The 16945-nt window shown below is 66.0% G+C and carries 15 protein-coding genes; 5 read left to right on the forward strand and 10 right to left on the reverse strand.

Going from position 1 to position 16945, the window contains the following annotated elements; all coding sequences use genetic code 11:
- Positions 1–128: 128 nt before the first annotated feature.
- Positions 129–458 (reverse strand): DUF4148 domain-containing protein, encoded by a 330-nt coding sequence (locus tag CFB52_RS23950; RefSeq protein ID WP_099317620.1) that lies wholly within the window; start codon positions 456–458, stop codon positions 129–131.
- 514 nt (positions 459–972) lie between these two features.
- Between CFB52_RS23950 and CFB52_RS23955 the strand changes: the two genes are divergently transcribed.
- Positions 973–1371 carry a GreA/GreB family elongation factor gene (locus tag CFB52_RS23955; protein ID WP_099317621.1) on the forward strand — a complete coding sequence of 133 codons (399 nt, stop codon included), beginning with the start codon at positions 973–975 and terminating at the stop codon, positions 1369–1371.
- A 181-nt stretch (positions 1372–1552) separates the two neighbouring features.
- Positions 1553–2913, forward strand: a protein-coding gene (locus CFB52_RS23960; RefSeq protein ID WP_099316614.1) for an IS3 family transposase whose coding sequence is annotated in 2 segments (ribosomal slippage) — positions 1553–2015 and positions 2015–2913 — 1362 coding nt in all. Because the reading frame shifts where the segments join, the coding sequence is not laid out codon by codon here.
- Positions 2914–2994: 81 nt separating this feature from the next.
- Here the strand turns inward: CFB52_RS23960 and CFB52_RS23965 are convergent.
- Positions 2995–4077, reverse strand: coding sequence for a porin (locus CFB52_RS23965; RefSeq protein WP_059584854.1), 1083 nt, complete (start codon positions 4075–4077; stop codon positions 2995–2997).
- Positions 4078–4657: 580 nt separating this feature from the next.
- On the opposite strand from CFB52_RS23965, the gene CFB52_RS23970 reads away from it, so the two are divergent.
- On the forward strand, positions 4658–5029 hold the full coding sequence (locus CFB52_RS23970) for a YXWGXW repeat-containing protein (protein WP_099317622.1): 372 nt from the start codon (positions 4658–4660) through the stop codon (positions 5027–5029).
- A gap of 219 nt (positions 5030–5248) precedes the next feature.
- Here CFB52_RS23970 and CFB52_RS23975 read toward each other — a convergent pair whose 3' ends face one another.
- Complete coding sequence (locus CFB52_RS23975) at positions 5249–5635, reverse strand: helix-turn-helix domain-containing protein (RefSeq protein WP_060310718.1); 387 nt, start codon at positions 5633–5635, stop codon at positions 5249–5251.
- A 324-nt stretch (positions 5636–5959) separates the two neighbouring features.
- Between CFB52_RS23975 and CFB52_RS23985 the strand changes: the two genes are divergently transcribed.
- The gene (locus CFB52_RS23985) at positions 5960–6436 is read left to right on the forward strand and encodes a nuclear transport factor 2 family protein (protein WP_099317623.1); all 477 of its coding nucleotides are present in this window, start codon (positions 5960–5962) and stop codon (positions 6434–6436) included.
- A 158-nt stretch (positions 6437–6594) separates the two neighbouring features.
- On the opposite strand, the gene CFB52_RS23990 is transcribed toward CFB52_RS23985, so the two are convergent.
- The 6 genes from CFB52_RS23990 to CFB52_RS24015 form a co-directional block, all read right to left on the reverse strand.
- Positions 6595–7845, reverse strand: coding sequence for an MFS transporter (locus CFB52_RS23990; protein ID WP_099317624.1), 1251 nt, complete (start codon positions 7843–7845; stop codon positions 6595–6597).
- A 291-nt stretch (positions 7846–8136) separates the two neighbouring features.
- Positions 8137–8784 (reverse strand): glutathione S-transferase family protein, encoded by a 648-nt coding sequence (locus CFB52_RS23995; protein WP_099317625.1) that lies wholly within the window; start codon positions 8782–8784, stop codon positions 8137–8139.
- 264 nt (positions 8785–9048) lie between these two features.
- On the reverse strand, positions 9049–9504 hold the full coding sequence (locus CFB52_RS24000) for a MarR family winged helix-turn-helix transcriptional regulator (RefSeq protein ID WP_099317626.1): 456 nt from the start codon (positions 9502–9504) through the stop codon (positions 9049–9051).
- Between the two features lie 161 nt (positions 9505–9665).
- Entirely contained in the window at positions 9666–11189 is a 1524-nt protein-coding gene (locus tag CFB52_RS24005; protein ID WP_099317627.1) for an efflux transporter outer membrane subunit, read from the reverse strand.
- The gene (locus CFB52_RS24010; protein ID WP_099317923.1) at positions 11186–14359 is read right to left on the reverse strand and encodes an efflux RND transporter permease subunit; all 3174 of its coding nucleotides are present in this window, start codon (positions 14357–14359) and stop codon (positions 11186–11188) included. The genes CFB52_RS24005 and CFB52_RS24010 overlap by 4 nt, the downstream gene beginning before the upstream one ends.
- A gap of 13 nt (positions 14360–14372) precedes the next feature.
- On the reverse strand, positions 14373–15539 hold the full coding sequence (locus tag CFB52_RS24015; RefSeq protein ID WP_099317628.1) for an efflux RND transporter periplasmic adaptor subunit: 1167 nt from the start codon (positions 15537–15539) through the stop codon (positions 14373–14375).
- Between the two features lie 79 nt (positions 15540–15618).
- Between CFB52_RS24015 and soxR the strand changes: the two genes are divergently transcribed.
- Positions 15619–16098 (forward strand): redox-sensitive transcriptional activator SoxR, encoded by a 480-nt coding sequence (soxR, locus tag CFB52_RS24020; RefSeq protein ID WP_059639703.1) that lies wholly within the window; start codon positions 15619–15621, stop codon positions 16096–16098.
- Between the two features lie 24 nt (positions 16099–16122).
- Here soxR and CFB52_RS24025 read toward each other — a convergent pair whose 3' ends face one another.
- On the reverse strand, positions 16123–16884 hold the full coding sequence (locus CFB52_RS24025) for an SDR family NAD(P)-dependent oxidoreductase (RefSeq protein ID WP_099317629.1): 762 nt from the start codon (positions 16882–16884) through the stop codon (positions 16123–16125).
- Between the last annotated feature and the right edge of the window lie 61 nt (positions 16885–16945).

The raw sequence follows: 16945 nt of genomic DNA on the forward strand, positions 1-16945 counted from the left end.
TCAGCGTCTGGGCTCAAAGCCGCCGGCATGCGGCGACGGAGGTTCTGCTCCTGCGGGCGAACGACGCGCGGTCAGCGCGCGTCTCGTCAATTCAGCGGTGCGCTCGGGCAGACCCGGGGAACGTTCGATCAGTTACCGAAGTAAACCGAATTCACGGGATTCGGCGCTTCCCGCGTCACACGGCGGCCGGATTGTGCGGCACCCGTCGCCACGGCACCGTAGCCGCTCGTATCGGCCTGCGCGAGCGCAGGCTGGTTCGGCTGGATACGCTGTTCAGCAGCCTGGATGTCGCTCGGATATTGCGAATCGCTCGCCACCGGCTTGTAGCCGTTCTTCTCGAGTTGCACGAGTTCGGCCTTGACCTGAGCGCGGGTCAACCCCTGCTCGGACTGCGCGAACGATGCAATTGGAGCGGCAAGGACGGATGCGGCGATGGCTGCGTAGACGATCGACTTCATGATTTACCTCCGGAATATGTTGTCTTTTGACGTCGCCTCGACGGGGACTGTCTGAAGCGATTGAGTCCAGTGTAGTGCTCGCCGAACCAAGGGGAAACCCTTAGTTTGAATATACAGCGTTGCGTTTCTGGAAAAAATCGCCGATGGTTTTCAGACAGAGGCGTTGCAACTTGCTTCATCCACACAACAATCGCTGACGAAACGCCAACAATCGAATCACTTGCCCGGAAGGTTGTGTTGTAGAATCGTAAGGTTTTATTCGTCAGTCGATATTCCGTCCACCATGTACGCGCTCACGCCCCTTTCGGTTTCGCCGTCCGGCCCGGCCGGCGTGCGCGCGTGCGCCGGCCAGCCGGCACATCCCCTCGCTCGACGCACGGCCCAGGCGCCGCTCGCCCCTGCCCGGCGCCTGATCTGACCGCTCGCTCTCCACCCCGGAGCCAGGTCAGACAGGCTCCGGGCGATCCTCATAGGCACGCCACGCCTGCCCCTGCCGATCATTTGGAGAACTCCCATGAAACAACGCCTTTACCAGCTGACCGAACTCGACGTCGCTCGCCTCGAAAAGCACGCCGAGCACAACCCGCGCTTCCAGACGATGCTTGACACGCTGCTCGAACGCGCCGATATCGTCCGGCCCGACGCCATCAAGGCGAACGTCGTCACGATGAACTCGCAGATCACGCTACTCGACGAAGCGACCCAGGAACAGGCCACCTGGACGATTGTTTATCCGGACACCGCCAACCTCGAACTCGGCCGCTTGAACGTCTTCTCGCCCGTCGGCATGGCGCTGCTGGGCACGCAACGCGGCCAGATGGTCAAGGTGATGCAGCCGAGCGGTGCCGAAAAGCTGATGAAGGTCGCCGAGATCGTGTTCCAGCCGGAAGCCAACGGCGAATACACGCGCTGAGCCATCGGTCGACCCGCACCGCGCCATACGGGCGCAGAACGAAAAAGCGAGGCACGGGCCTCGCTTTTTTGCATTCGGACGCTCCCGATTATCGTCATCGCTTTCTGCGGACAAAAAAAAGGCGCCCGAATGAACTGCACCCCAAAAGTTGGACACCCGTCCAACCTTTGGGGTGTTTTTCATGACGAAGTACAACGAGCAGTTCAAGCAACGCATCGTTGACGAGTATTTTTCCGGTGGAATTGGCATCCAGTCCCTGGCTGCCCGGCACGGCGTGGGGCGTACGGTGATCCGGCGCTGGGTGGCAAGTTACAGGGAGCATGGCAACGCGGGGTTGCGCAAGAAACACGTTTGCTACGATGCTGAGTTCAAGCTATCGGTACTGCAGCGCATGTGGCGAGACGAGTTGTCATACGGCCAGGTGTCGGCCTTGTTCGACATTCGTGGCGCGGGCTGCGTCGCCGGCTGGGAGCGCCTGTATCATGAGGGCGGTATCGATGCACTGTCCCCTCGCCGACGAGGGCGCCCCCGAAAGATGGCCACTTCACTTCCGCCCAAACCCACTGAAACCGGCTCACCGGATGAACGCACACGCGAGGAATTGCTCAAGGAAAACGAGTATCTGCGTGCGGAGGTGGCCTACCTAAAAAAGCTCGATGCGCTGCTGGCGAAGAAGCAGGCAGCGCAAAAGAAAAAGCGCAAATAGTGCGCGAGCTTAGGCAACACCATCCGGTAGCGGCACTTCTGAAGGCGGCCGGTCTGGCGCGCAGCACGTTCTATTACCAACTCGGGACGCTGAACGTTGGCGATCGCCATGCCGATCTCAAGGCGAGGATCCGGGCGGTGTTCGACCATCACAAGGGCCGCTACGGCTATCGACGCGTCACGGCTGCGATTCGGCAAACCGGGCATCTCGTCAACCACAAGGCTGTGCAGCGGCTGATGCAGCAATTGCAGCTGAAGTCCCTGCTGCGCCCGAAGAAATATCGTTCGTGGCGAGGTGAGGTCGGCAAAGTCGCGCCCAACCTGTTGCAACGTCAGTTCAGCGCCACGCAGGCCAACCAGAAGTGGGTAACGGATGTGACGGAATTCAACGTCGGCGGGCAGAAGCTGTATCTGTCGCCGGTAATGGATCTGTACAACGGCGAGATCGTGGCCTACCAGATGGACCGACGCCCAAGCTTCGAGCTGGTCAGCAGCATGCTGAAGAAGGCATTGGCCAAACTCAAACGCACGGACAGACCGTTATTGCATTCGGACCAAGGCTGGCAATACCGAATGCCGGCGTTTCGTCGGCAATTGAAGCGACGCAAGCTGACTCAAAGCATGTCGCGCAAGGGGAACTGCCTCGACAATGCTGCGATGGAAAGCTTCTTCGGCACGCTCAAGTCCGAGTGCTACAAGGGACATCGCTTCACTTGCGTGGAGCATTTGCGCGACACGCTCGAGCGCTACATCCACTACTACAACCACGAACGCATCAAGCTCAAGTTGAAAGGGCTGAGTCCCGTGCAATACAGGACTCAGCCCTTGGGCGCCTAGCCTTTAACTGTCCAACTTTGCGGGGTCAGTTCAGAAGGCGCCTTTTCGATGCTGCGAAGCGGGTTGCCCCGCCCGTCACGCTCAGAAGCGGTGACGCAGACCAACCGTTGCTGCGGTTTGGTTGATCGACGAGCTCGGAGCCGTCGTGTTGTCGCCGTTGTAGATCGACGTGCCAAACGCGTTGTTCTTCGCACCGCGCTGGTATACAGCTTGTGCGTACACGTCCGTGCGCTTCGACAGCGAGTAGTCAGCTTGCAGGCCGAACTGGTTCCAGTGCGAGCTGCCACCGTTAACCTTCGCGTTCGTGTACGTGTATGCTGCGCCGAGGCCGAGAGCCGGCGTCAGGTTGTACTTTGCGTTGACTTCGTAGTTGTCAGCGCGCAGCGACGGAACGCCGACAGCTTGGTTGTCGATACGCGACTGCGTCCATGCAGCGCCGACTTGCGCCGGGCCGAATGCGTAACCAGCAGCAGCACCGTACGTGCGGACACGGCCTTGTGCAGCGATGTTCGTCGCGCCGTTGGCGTTGGTACCGTCGCCGAGGTTAGCTTGCGAGTATGCCGCACCCAGCTTCAGGCCTTGGAACTGGTACGACAGACCGCCGCTGTATGCACGGTTGTTGCCGAAGTTCTGGTTGTTCGAGAACGAGTACGTGCCGCCGAATTGCAGGCCAGCGTAGTTAGCGCTCGTGTACTTGATCGAGTTGTTCAGCGCGACGTCACCGTTCGTGCTCAGACGGTCGTTGTTCAGCGGGTGAGCGAAGTACGTGCCGCCCCACGAACCCGTTGCCGTCAGCGGCGCCAGGTAGTCTTGCGTTGCGTCGTATTGCTTACCCAGCGTGACCGTACCGTACTGGCTCGACAGACCGACGAACGCTTGACGGTTGAACATGCCACCGTTGTTGCCCAGACGGCCGTTACCGATGTTGAAGCCGCTTTCCAACGTGAAGATTGCCTTCAGGCCGCCACCGAGGTCTTCCGAACCACGCAGGCCGAAACGGCTCTGGTCGATACCCGAGCCCATCGACCACAGCGACTTGCTGGCGACGTTGCTTTGGTAGGTGATGCCTGCGTCCAGCACGCCGTACAGCGTGACGCTGCTTTGTGCGTGAGCGACGGTAGCGAACGATGCTGCAGCTGCTGCAACGATCAGAGTCTTGTTCATTCGTGGAGCTCCCTTCTAAAAAGAGGCAGGTCTCGCGACCTTGTTCATAAACGGTCTCAACCGCCCGGGAGCGCCATCGGTCCTGCTGGCGGCGCCCGGATAGTTGCCCGTTTGGGAACCGTGAGTTTAGGGGTGTACCCTAGGGGAGCGATCCGCAAATAAAGAAATAACCTTTTCCAGAACTAGAAATAATGAAAGTGGGGAGGCTTCATAAGTATTTGTTTTGACGTTTGTTTTTGACTTCTTGACGAGTGCTTTTTGGAGCCTTTCATCGCACCATTCTTACATGTCAGCGTCTTGACGGTTGCATAGAAACAACAAGCGGATTCGGTTCGGCACTCCAAAATCGGCAATATTTACCCGATTCGATCTCAAATATTGGCCAGCCGGCGCCTCAAACGGCCGCTCCACCCCACAAACCGCAGCGACGCCCATAGCCACGACGAGATCCCGTCAGCCGTCAGAAAGGGAAAGAGTGGCGTTTCGTGACACTCGGTAACAGCCTTGACCGCCCGTGTAACCCTCCGGGTGCACCGGCAGGCTAATGTAAGGCGTCCTCGAATACTGAACAGGAATCGCCATGAATCGACGCTCGCTGCTGCGCGCCATCGGATTGACCGCCGCCTTCGCGGGTACCGGCTGGCTGCGCGCCGCCTCGGCCCAGCCCGCCCCGCCCGCGTCCCGTCCATCCGGCCCGAACCGCGTACCGGGCGGCCCACCCCATGCGGATCGCCCGACCTTCGCGCCGCCGGCCGCGCGGCGCGACCGCCGCCCACCGCCGCCACGGCCGCATGGCTATATATGGACGGACGGCTACTGGCGCTGGCAGCGCGGCCGCTATATATGGGTGCCCGGTCGCTGGGTCGCACGGCGCCCCGGGCGCCGCTGGGTGCCCGGCTACTGGCGCCGCCAGGGGCCGGTGTGGGTCTACGTCGACGGTTCGTGGCGGTAAACAGCAGCGCGGCTCCGGCCAATGAAGGTTCCGAGCGGAACGGCGCGCGAGCCGGCGCCGTCCTCGCCACGGAATCATGCGCGATGGCAGCGGGTGCCCGGCAACATATCGCCGGGCTATCCATTTCGACGACATCTCTTGGATCGCGAAGTGATTTCATGGCGATGCAAGTGCATCCGCCACGCTTCACGCGCCCCGCTCGTTCGCAACGTATCACGCTCAACTCACGCCCTCTTCCGACTCGCGCGCACGACGGCGCGACGCGCAGATCGCACGATGGTGTTCGTCGGCCCACCGGATCATCGCGTGCATCGGTGTCAGGAACGAACGCCCGAGGTCGGTCAACGCATATTCGACCCGCGGCGGCACTTCGGCGAACAGCGTGCGGCTGACGAAGCCATCCTGCTCGAGCCGCTTCAGCGTACGCGACAGCATCTGGTTCGACACATCGCCGATCGTACGGCCGAGTTCGTTGAAGCGCATCGTTCCGCCCGACAGCGCCTCGAGCACGAGCAGGCTCCACTGGTCGCCGATGCGGTCCAGCACATCGCGGATCGGGCACGGCTGATCGAGATCGACGGATTCGTCGGCGGACGGCAGCGGCATGACGGAATTCTCTTTCACGGGCGGTACACAGTCACCGCGGCGTGACCTGTTCACACCGCGGTGACTTCTTGTGACGGGTTCGCGGCAACTGTACCATTCGATCGACTTGACAGCCGCCTGCCCGCCGTCCGGATTCGCCAGTTCAACGAAGCATGACGATATCGCGCACTATCGGCAGCGGAACCTCGTGGTCTTGCCGGCGAATCGTTCATGCCGATACGGGATGCATCGCGCGGCCACGGCTCGATCGCTCGCCGGCCAGCGCGTTCAGCGCCGCCCGAGTCGCGCATCCCTCCACGCATCGTCAGACCAGGAAAACGCTACATGTCATCGTTTCGCTCCCCCGTTCACGCCGTTGCCGCAGTCGTTCTGCTGGCCGCATCGACGGCCGCGCTGGCCACCGGCCCGGCCACGCGCGACCCGGCTGCCGAGGAAGCCAACCGCCAGCTCGTGCTGACGTTCTACGACCGCTTCTTCAACCGGCACGAAGCGCTCGAGGCCGCCGCCGTCGTCGCGGACGACTACAAACAGCACAACCCGCACGTGCCGGACGGCAAGAAGCCGTTCGTGTCGTACTTCGTCGGCGCGTTCCAGAAGAATCCGGCGTCACGCGCGCGTATCGTCCGCAGCGCGGCCGACGGGGATCTGGTGTACCTGCACGTGCATGCGACCGAGCGCCCGGGCGATCGCGGCGAAGCGGTGGTCGACATCTTCCGCGTGAAGGACGGCAAGATCGTCGAACATTGGGACGTGATCCAGCCGGTGCCGGAAACGTCGGCGAACCGGAACACGATGTTCTGACGCATCGCGTCGGCGCGTCGCGATGCCGGGCGGCTGGGACGCGGCCCGAACCTCGTCCGCCGCGCCGGTGTCGGGCCGTGCGAAGTTGCGCGACGACCACGCACGGGGCCCCATTCGACAGGAGCGGGCCAACGTCGCGCGGCCCACGACAACACCCCCTACGGCAACACGGCCGTTCGCGCGCCCGGCCGCGTACGCCCGTACGCCACCATCATCGCGAAGCTGAGCAGGAAACCCGCGCCGCCGATCAGCAGCAATCCGATTTCGCCGAATACCGGCAGCAGATTCGTCAGCGCGCCCGTCACGACCCACGCGACCGCCATCACCGAGCCCGCGACGCCGAGCGCCCAGCCCTGCCGATCGTCGCTGACGGCGTCGGAAAACGCCGTATACATCGTCGTGTACGCAACCATGTCGAAGCAGCCGACGACCATCGCGAGCGCCCACAGCACCGGTTCATGCGGAAACAGCGCGGACAGGATCTGGCCAAGGCCGGCCACGAGCAGGCCCGTCTTCGCGATATCGATCACGCGCCACACGCGCAGCATCAGCCGCACGACGCACAACAGGCCGAACACGAAGCAGATGCCGATCACGCCGCTGAACAACCCGAGCCGCGCGCTCGTGTAACCGAATTTCGCCTGCAACAGCAGCATGACGGTCTGCAGGTAGAGCCCGTAGCCGACCTGCATCAGGAAGAACACCACCGACAGGAATGCGACGTCGCGCTGCCGCGCGGCTTCCCGGATGATCCGCAGCGGCAACAGCGGATCGATGCGCGTATCGCCGCGCGGCGCCGCGGAATCGCGATACGACGCCCACGTCCAGCACGCGCAGATCAGCGACAACGCGGCGACCAGCGCGAACGGCGTGCCGTAGTCGAACACCGGCGAGATCGTGCGGTCGGACGTCACGCCGCCGAGCACCGGGCCGACGATCACGCCCGCGCTGAACGCGAGCGACATGATGCTCATGTTGTACGCCTTCGTCTCGGGCGTGCTGAGATCGGTGATGGCGGCCTGCGCGATGCCCTGGCAGCCGGCCATCAAGCCCGTGAGCCCGCGCCCGGCCAGCAGCAGCGCGACGCCGGCATGCGACACACCGGCCGCCATCATCGCGTAGCCGGCCGCAAGGCCGAACACGCACAGCAGCAGGATCCGGCGGCGGCCGTAGCGATCGGACAGCTCGCCCATCAGCGACGAGCCGAAGAACATGCACAGCGGATAGATCCCGTAGCCGAGGCCGAGATAGAAATTGCGCACGTGCACGCCGGCGTCGGCCGGCAGGATGCCCGCGTGCGGATCGCTGAAAATGGCGGACATCATCGGATAAACGAGGCCGAACCCCATCGCGTCGAGCGCGATGGCGAGCAAGCAGGGGCCGAGCAGCTTGTAATCGAGCCGGGACATGGCGACCTTCCGGACAGAGTGAATGATCGCGCCAGCGTAAACACCGGGCGACGGCCGCGGTAGGCCGCCGGACGCGATGCTGATCATCGGCTCGCCCGATACCCGCGATACCGCCTGCGCCGATGGGTCGCCGTCCCGCCCGGGCGGCCGCTACATCGGGCGCGCATCGCGTCGGGCCGCCGCACCACACGGCTCTGCCCGTCGCCCGCACGCGACGTGCTGATCCATTTGGACCGCACGAAGCGCACGCCTGGTTGCGATCACGGCCCAGGCAGCGCCGGCGATGCGACGTCAGTGCGCCGCCTCGGCCGTCGGCACCCGGCATGCGCTCAGGCCGCGCTGAACGGCCGGCCGCGCGGCGATCTCGGCAAGCCAGCGCTCGACGTGCGGAAAGCCGGCAAGGTCGAGGTCGAGCTCGGCCGCCGTGCGCAGCCACGGGAACGCGGCAATGTCGGCGATCGAATACCGCGACGACGCGAGATACGCCGATTCCGACAAGCGGCCGTTCACGACGCCGTAGAGACGCAGCGCCTCCTTCCGGTAGCGGTCGATCGCTTCCGCATTGCCCGTCTTCGAGGCGTGCAGGAACCACCACAGCTGACCGAGCATCGGCCCGATCCCGCCGATCTGGACATGCAGCCATTGCTGGACCGCCGTGCGCTCGGCCAGCGTTTCAGGCTGCAGGCAGCCCGTCTTCTCGGCGAGATAGCCGAGAATCGCGCCGGATTCGAATACGGCCAGCCCCGTGTCGTGGTCGACGATGGCCGGGATCTTGCCGTTCGGATTGATCGCGAGATACGCCGCGCTGCGCTGCTCGCCGGCGGACAGGTTCACCTGCACGCGATCGTGGGCGAGCCCGGCCTCTTCCAGGTAGATCGCGATCTTGTGCCCGTTCGGCGTGTCGGCCGTATAGAACGTCAGGGAGTGCGTCGGGGTCATGTCGGTCCTTGTCATCGGTTATCATTGCAACTGCAATCATTGCAATTGCAATGCTATGCCGAAACCGGCGATGCCGGCGACATGCCAGTACTCGAAGGAGGGACATGCAGACGGCGCGGCCCGGTCCGCCCGTGCGGCGCCCGACACCTGCCGCGCCGCGTCAGCCCGCCTCGAACGGCTGACGACGCGGCGGCTCGTGCCGCATGGCCGGCCGGCGGCCGCGCTCGATAGGCGGCGCGCGACCGCTCCGTGTGCCGGATACCGTTACTTCACTCCGGCTGCCGCGTCGCGCGCGGCAACGGCCGCGCGATCGAGCGCAACGGCCATCGCCGCCCGCTCCTTGCCAGTGAACTGATCGAGAAAAAGCTCGGCGACCGTCGACTGGTAGACCTTCCACATCTTTTTGCGCAGCGTCCGCCCCTTGGCGGTGATGCTCGCGAACGCGGCGCGGCCGTCGTCCGCCGAACGCGTGCGCGTGACGAGCCCCTCCTGTTCGAGCCGATCGATGAGCCGCGTCAGGTTGTAGCGCTCGATCGCCAGCACATCGGCCAGTTCGTGCATGCGGCGCGTGCCGTCGGGCCCGCTTTCGAGCCCCCACAGTGCGTCGTACCACGCGTATGCGGGCAGGGACGCCGCCGCGAGGCGACGCTCGATCTCGCGAATCATCGTCCGGTGCGCGCGGACGAACGAGAACCACAGATCGGGTTCGGTTGCGCTCATGTCAGGTCGTTCCTCTCTCTTAATTGCATTTGCAATCAAATTTTACCGCGAGAACGATGACCCTTTCATGCGATTGCCATTGCCGCCTTGCTCGCCGATCGCTGCGCGTTGCTTCGCGCGGAGCGACGCGACGCCACGATCGCCGCGCCGCACTGTTCGCGCTACTTCTCCGACTGAGCAAGCGGGCCTTGTGCGCCCCGCCCCGTACCCGACGGCCAGCCGCCCGCGAGCGCCTTGTACAGCGCGACCGTCGATGCCGCGCTGCGCATCCGCCCGTCGGCCGCCGCGTCCTGTGCCTGCAGCAGCGTCCGTTGCGCGTCGAGCACTTCGTAGTAGTCGATCGCGCCCGCCGAGAAGCGCGCCTGCGCAAGTTGCGCGGCGCGCGCGCTGTCGTCGGCCGCGCGCACGAGATGAGCGGTCTCGTCACGCGTGCGCGCGACGCGCAGCAGTGCATTCTCGGTTTCCTCCAGCGCGCCGAGCACGGTCTGCCGGTACTGCGCAAGCTGGCCGGCGGCCTCCGCGTCGCTCGCGGCGATCCGCGCGCGCACGCGGCCGACGTCGAGGAACGACCAGTCGATGCCGAGCGCGATCAGGTTCGTGTCGCTGCCCGCGCGGAAGAACCCGTAGCTGCTCGTCGCGCTGCCGAGCAGCCCCGACAGCGTGAAGCGCGGAAACAGGTCGGCCGTCGCGACGCCGACGCGCGCGGTCGCCGCATGCAGCCGCGCCTCGGCGGCCGCGACATCGGGGCGGCGGCGCAGCAAGTCGCCCGGCGTGCCGGGATCGATGTCGGCCGCGAGCGCCGGCAGCGGCACCGGTGCGACTGTCTTCGGCGGGTCGAACCGGCCGATCAACGCATCCGGCGTCTGCCCGGTCAGCACCGCGAGCCGATGCTCGTCGACGCCGATCGCGGCTTCGTACACGGCGATCCGCGACGTCGTCGATTCGTACTGCGCACGCGCTCGCGCCGCATCGAGTTCGGAGCCGCGTCCCGCGCCGACGCGCGCATTGATCAGCGCAAGCGTCTGCTTCTGGTTGTCGGCGTTCTCGCGCGCGATCCGCAATCGTTCCTGCGAGCCTCGCAGATCGACGTACGTGCTCGCGACCTCTCCCGCGATCGCGACGCGCACCGCGCGCACGTCGGCCGCGCTGGCGGCCGTTTCCGCGCGCTGCGATTCGATCGAGCGCCGCACGCGGCCGAACAGGTCGAGTTCCCATGCGGCATCGACGCCCACGCTCGACGTCGGCGCGTCGCGCTGGCTGCGCGGCGCGCCGAACGCCTGGTCCTTGCTCATCAACTGATGGCCGATCCGGCCGCTCGCGGTGATTGTCGGATAGCGGTCAAACGTCGCCTGCGACAGCAGCGCATTCGCCGCGTCGTAGCGCGATACGGCCACCTGCAGATCCTGGTTCGCCGCGAGCGCCGCGTCGATCAACTGCGTCAGCGCCGGATCGCCGAAACCGCGCCAGAACGCGGCATCGGCCGCCGCCGATGCGTCGGGCGGCATATCGGGCCGTGTATCGGGCCATGTATCGGCCGGCGCCGCATCGCGCTGCGTCGCCGGATGCGCATCGCGCGCGAACCGCGCGGCCGTGGCCGTATCCGGTCGTTTGAAATCGGGGCCGACCGCGCATGCGGCAAGCGTCACCGACATCGCGAGCGCGGAAAGACGGAAAGCGGCGCTCATCGGTTTTCTCCTTCGAGGGTGCCATGCTGTTCGCTCCAGACGGCCGGCGTGCCGCCCGCGAGCTTGCGGATCGTCACGTAGAACACGGGCGTCAGGAACAGCCCGAACAACGTGACGCCCAGCATCCCCGCGAACACGGTGACGCCGGTGGCCGCCCGCACCTCGCTGCCCGCGCCGCTGCCGATCAGCAGCGGCACCGAGCCCGCGATAAACGCGACCGACGTCATCACGATCGGACGCAACCGCAGCTTGCACGCTTCGAGCGCCGCCTCGACCACACCCTTGCCCTGGATCTCGAGCTCGCGCGCGAATTCGACGATCAGGATCGCGTTTTTGCACGCCAGCCCCATCAGCACGACGAGACCGACCTGCACGAACACGTTGTTGTCGCCGCCGGACAGCCACACGCCGAACAGCGCCGCGCACATGCACACGGGCACGATCAGGATCACCGCGAGCGGCAGCGTCCAGCTCTCGTACAGCGACGCGAGCACCAGGAACACGAGCATCACGGCCAGCGGGAACACGACGATCGCCGCGTTGCTCTGCGTGACCTGCTGGTAGCTGAGGTCGGTCCATTCGAGCGTGATGCCCGGCGGCAGCACGTCCTTCGCGATCTGCTGCAGCTTCGCGATCGCCTGCGACGACGACATCGTCTTCGGATCGGCATCGCCGATCAGGTCGGCGGCCGGATAGCCGTTGTAGCGCACGACCGGATCGGGGCCGTACGCAGGCCCGACCGTCACCATCGAGCCGATCGGCACCATCTCGCCCTTCGCGTTGCGTGTGCGCAGGTTCGCGATGTCGGCGGCCGTCTGCCGGTGGCCGGCATCCGCCTGCGCCATCACGCGATATACGCGGCCGAACACGTTGAAGTCGTTCACGTACATCGAGCCGAGATACACCTGCAACGTATTGAACAGATCGGTCAGCGCGACGCCCTGCGCCTTCGCCTTCAGCCGGTCGACCTTCACCTCGAGCTGCGGGATGTTCGCCTGGTACGAGCTGACGGGATAGCTCATCCCCGGCGTCTTCGCGACCGCGGCCTGGAACGCGGTGAGCGCCTTCTGCAATTCGCCGTAGCCGAGGCCGCCGCGATCCTCCAGATACAGCGCGTACCCGGAGCCGTTGCCCAGGCCCTGGATCGGCGGCGGCATCAGGGCATACGTGATGCCGCCGCCAATCGCCGCGAAGCGCGCGTTCAGGTCCGCGTTGATCTGCGCGGCGCTGCGGTGACGCTGGTCGAACGGCTTGAGGATCACGTAGGAGTTCGTGATGTTCGGCGTGTTCACGCCCTGCAGCGCATTCAGCCCGGCGAACGCCGGCACCATCTCGACGCCGTCGGTACCGAGCGCGATCTTCGTCATCTGCTCGGTCACCGCGCTGGTGCGCGCGAGCGACGCGCCTTCCGGCAGCTTCGCGCCCGCGAACAGGTACAGCTTGTCCTGCACCGGGATGAAACCGCCCGGTACCGCGTCGAACAGCAGCGCGGTCGCCGCGAGCAGCGCCGCATAAACCGCGAACACCACGCCGCGCCGCTTCAGCGTGCGCGCGACGACGCCGTGATAGCGATCGGCGCTGCGCTCGAAGAAGCGGTTGAACGGATGAAACAACCAGCCGAATGCGCGGTCGAGCGCGCGCGTCAGTGCATCCTTCGGCGCGCCGTGCGGACGCAGCAGCTTCGCGGCGAGCGCGGGCGACAGCGTCAGCGAGTTGATCGCTGAGATCACCGTCGAGATCGCGATCGTCACCGCGAACTGCTTGTAGAACTGGCCGGTGACGCCCGACATGAACGCCATCGGCACGAACACCGCGCACAGCACGAGCGCGATCGCGACGATCGGCCCCGACACCTCGCGCATCGCCTGGTGTGCGGCATCGCGCGGGCTCAACCCTTGCGCGATGTTGCGCTCGACGTTCTCGACCACGACGATCGCATCGTCGACGACGATCCCGATCGCGAGCACGAGCCCGAACAGCGTCAGCGTGTTGATCGAATAGCCGAGCAGATAGAGCCATGCGAACGTGCCGACCACCGATACCGGCACCGCGACGAGCGGAATGATCGACGCGCGCCACGTCTGCAGGAACAGGATCACGACGAGCACGACCAGCACCACGGCCTCGATCAGCGTGTGCTGCACCGCGCGGATCGATTCGCGCACGAACACCGTCGGGTCCCACACCGGGCGGTACGCGACGCCAGGCGGGAAGCGCTTCGACAGCTCGTCGAGCTTCGCATACACGGCCTTCGCGACGTCGAGCGCGTTCGCGCCCGGCGACAGGAAGATGCCGACCACGGCCGAATGCTTGTCGTTGAAATACGAGCGCAGCGTGTAGTCACCCGCGCCGAGCTCGATGCGCGCGACGTCGGACAGCTTCACGACCTGCCCGTCGTCCCCGTTGCGCAGCACGATGTCGCTGAATTCCTGAACCGTGCGCAGGCGGCCGCGCACGTTGATCGACACGAGAAAGTCGTTCTTCTTCGGCGACGGCTCCGCGCCGAGCTGGCCGGCCGACACCTGGACGTTCTGCTCGCGCACGGCCGCGATCACGTCGCTCGCGGTCAGGCCGCGCGATGCGAGCCGGTTCGGGTCGAGCCACAGCCGCATCGCGTAATCGCCCGAGCCGTACACGCCGACGTCGCCGATGCCGGTCAGCCGCGACAACTCGTCCTTCACGTTCAGCGTCAGGTAGTTGCGCAGGTACAGCGAATCGCGGCTGTTGTCCGGCGAATAGAGGCTCACGTACATCAACGGCGTGGGCGACTGCTTCTGCGTGGTCACGCCGTACTGGCGGACCTCGTCGGGCAGGCGCGACAGCGCCTGGCTCACGCGGTTCTGCACGCGCACGGCGGCCGTGTCGGGATCGACGCCCTGCAGGAACGTGACGACGACCTGCAGGCTGCCGTCCGACCCGGCGACCGACTTCATGTACATGATGCCTTCGACGCCGTTGATCGCCTCTTCCAGCGGTTCGGCGACCGACTCGGCGATTTCCTTCGGGTTCGCGCCCGGGTACGTCGCACGCACGACGACGCTCGGCGGCACGACTTCGGGATATTCGCCGGCCGGCAGCATCGGAATCGAGATCAGGCCGATCGCGAAAATGACGATCGACAGCACGACCGCGAAAATCGGGCGGTCGATGAAGAAGCGGGAGAAATCCATCGTATCGCTCCCGTCATTGCGCGGCAGGCGCGCCGGCATCGGCGCGCGCGGGCAGCGCCTTCGGCTTCACCTGCGCGCCCGGATAGTAGATGCGCTGCACGCCGTCGACCACCACGCGGTCGCCCGCCTGCAACCCCTTCTCGACGATCCGCTCGCCGTCGAGTTCGCGGCCGATCGTCACGTCGCGGCGCAACGCCTTGTCGCCGGGGCCGATCACGTACACGTACTTGCGGTCCTGGTCGGTCAGCACGGCCTTGTCGTCGACCAGCAATGCATCCTGGTCGCGGCCGCTCACGAGCTGCACGCGCGCATACAGGCCCGGCGTAAACGTATGGTCCGCATTCGGCAGCCGCACGCGGGCGCGGATCGTGCCGGTTTGCGGATCGAGCCGGTTGTCGAGGAAATCGACGGTGCCCGCATGCGGGAAGCCCGTCTCGTTCGCGAGGCCGACGCGCACCGGATCGGCGCCGATCGCGCGATGCGCCGGATCGGCACGCCGCGCGTTGTAGCGCAGGTAGCTCTGCTCGTCGCAATCGAAATACACGTAGACCGGATCCTGCGACACGACGGTCGTCAGCAGCGTGTCGTCCGCGCGCGCGAGGTTGCCGACGGTCGCGACCGCGCGGCCGACGCGGCCCGCGATCGGCGCGCGCACTTCGGTGAAGCCGAGATTGAGCTTCGCGTCGGCCACGGCCGCGTCGGCTGCCTGCAGGTCGGCGCGCGCCTGCTCGGCGGTGGCGCGCGCGTTGTCGAGTTCCTCCTGCGACGTCGCATGCGCATCGATCAGCGTCTGCACGCGCTTGAGCTGCAGGTTCGCGAGGTTCGCGGCCGCACGCGCGCGCTGCAGCTGCGCATTCGCACGGTCGAGCGCGATCCGGTACGGGCGCGGATCGATCTCGAACAGCAGCGCGCCCTGCGCGACCACGTCGCCCTCCTTGTACGCGACACGCTGCAGATAGCCGCTCACGCGCGGCCGCAACTCGACCGCGTCGACCGCTTCGACGCGTCCGTTGAATTCGTCCGCGAGGCGAACGGTACGCGGCGCGACGGTGGCGACGCCGACTTCGGGCAGCGGCTGGGCCGACGACGTGCCTTTGCCGTCGTGACAGCCCGACAACGCCAGCAACAGGGCGCAGGCCACGCCCAAAGGCGACGTCCTGCGTAGGGAAAAGGAGCGCATGATGCCTCGCGACGGGTTAAACTGCCGCGTAGCATAAAAGTTGAAGTTAACTTCAAGTCAAGCTTTCCCGGAGGGCGTCATGGGTATCCCGGAAACCCCGCAATGGCCGCTGATGTCGATCCGCGAAGTGGCCGCGCGCAGCGGCGTGCCGGCGTCGACGCTGCGTTTCTACGAGATGCGCGGATTGATCAAGTCGCACCGCAACGGCTCGAGCCATCGCCACTATTCGCGTGCGGTGCTGCGGCTGATCGCGTTCATCGTGTTCGCGCAGAAGATCGGCTATTCGCTCGACGAAATCGCCGAGCAGCTCGTCAGCCTGCCCGAGGACACCGCGCCGACCAACAAGGACTGGCAGCGGCTGTCGCGCGGCTGGAAGCAGCGCGTCGCGAGCCGGATCGAGGAATTGCAGCGGCTCTACATCAACCTCGACGAATGCATCGGCTGCGGCTGCCTGTCGCTGAAACGCTGCAAGCTGACCAACCCGGAAGACCGCGCGGGCCGCAACGGGCCCGGCGCGCGACGCTGGCTCGGCGACAAGCCGCCGACGGATTGCGAATGACGCGCCGATCGTGGATGCCGTGCGTCACCCGACGCGCCAGCCGCCGTTCACCGCGATCGTCGCGCCGGTGACGAACGACGCGCGCGGCCCGGCGAGCCAGGCAACCGCATCGGCGACGTCGTCCGGCTGCCCCGCGCGGCCGGCCGGCGTCTGCGCGCGGATCATCGCCGCGACCGCCGGCGCGACCCCGCCGTCCCCGAAGAAACGCGTGCCGGCGATATAGCCGGGCGCCACCGTATTGACCGTCGCGCCGCGCGGCCCGAGTTCGCGTGCCAGCGCGACGGTGAAGCCTTCGACGCCGGCCTTCGCGGCCGCATAGGCGAGGCCGCCCGGCAACAGGCTGCCGGCGCGCGCCGCGATCGAGCCGATGTTGACGATTCGCGCCGCGCGATCGGCGAGGTGCGGCAGCACGGCCATCGTCGTCAGGAACAGGCTCTTGAGGTTTGCGTCGAGCACGGTGTCCCACACGGCCTCGGCCTCGCTCGCTTCGGTTTCCGCACTGACGCGGGCGGTCCGCCCCGCGTTGTTGACGAGGACGTCGATACGCGGCCATCTTGCGACGATCGCTGCCACCACCGCCTCCGCATCGCGTCGCACGCTCAGATCGCCGGCCTGCCCGACTGCCGCTCCGCCCAGACGCGCGACAGCCGCCTCCAGCCGCGCCGCATCGCGCCCGACGAGCGCGACGCGATACCCGTCCCGCACCAGCCGGCTCGCGATCGCGAAGCCGATCCCGCTCGACCCGCCCGTGACGATGGCCGTGCGCTGCTGTTCATTGCCCGTCATGATCTGCCCTCCCGAGTATCGACGGTTGACGACAAGGACATTCTGGGCAGCGCAGGGTGAT

Origin of the sequence: Burkholderia sp. AU18528 (assembly GCF_002223215.2) — a bacterium.
GTDB lineage: Bacteria > Pseudomonadota > Gammaproteobacteria > Burkholderiales > Burkholderiaceae > Burkholderia > Burkholderia semiarida.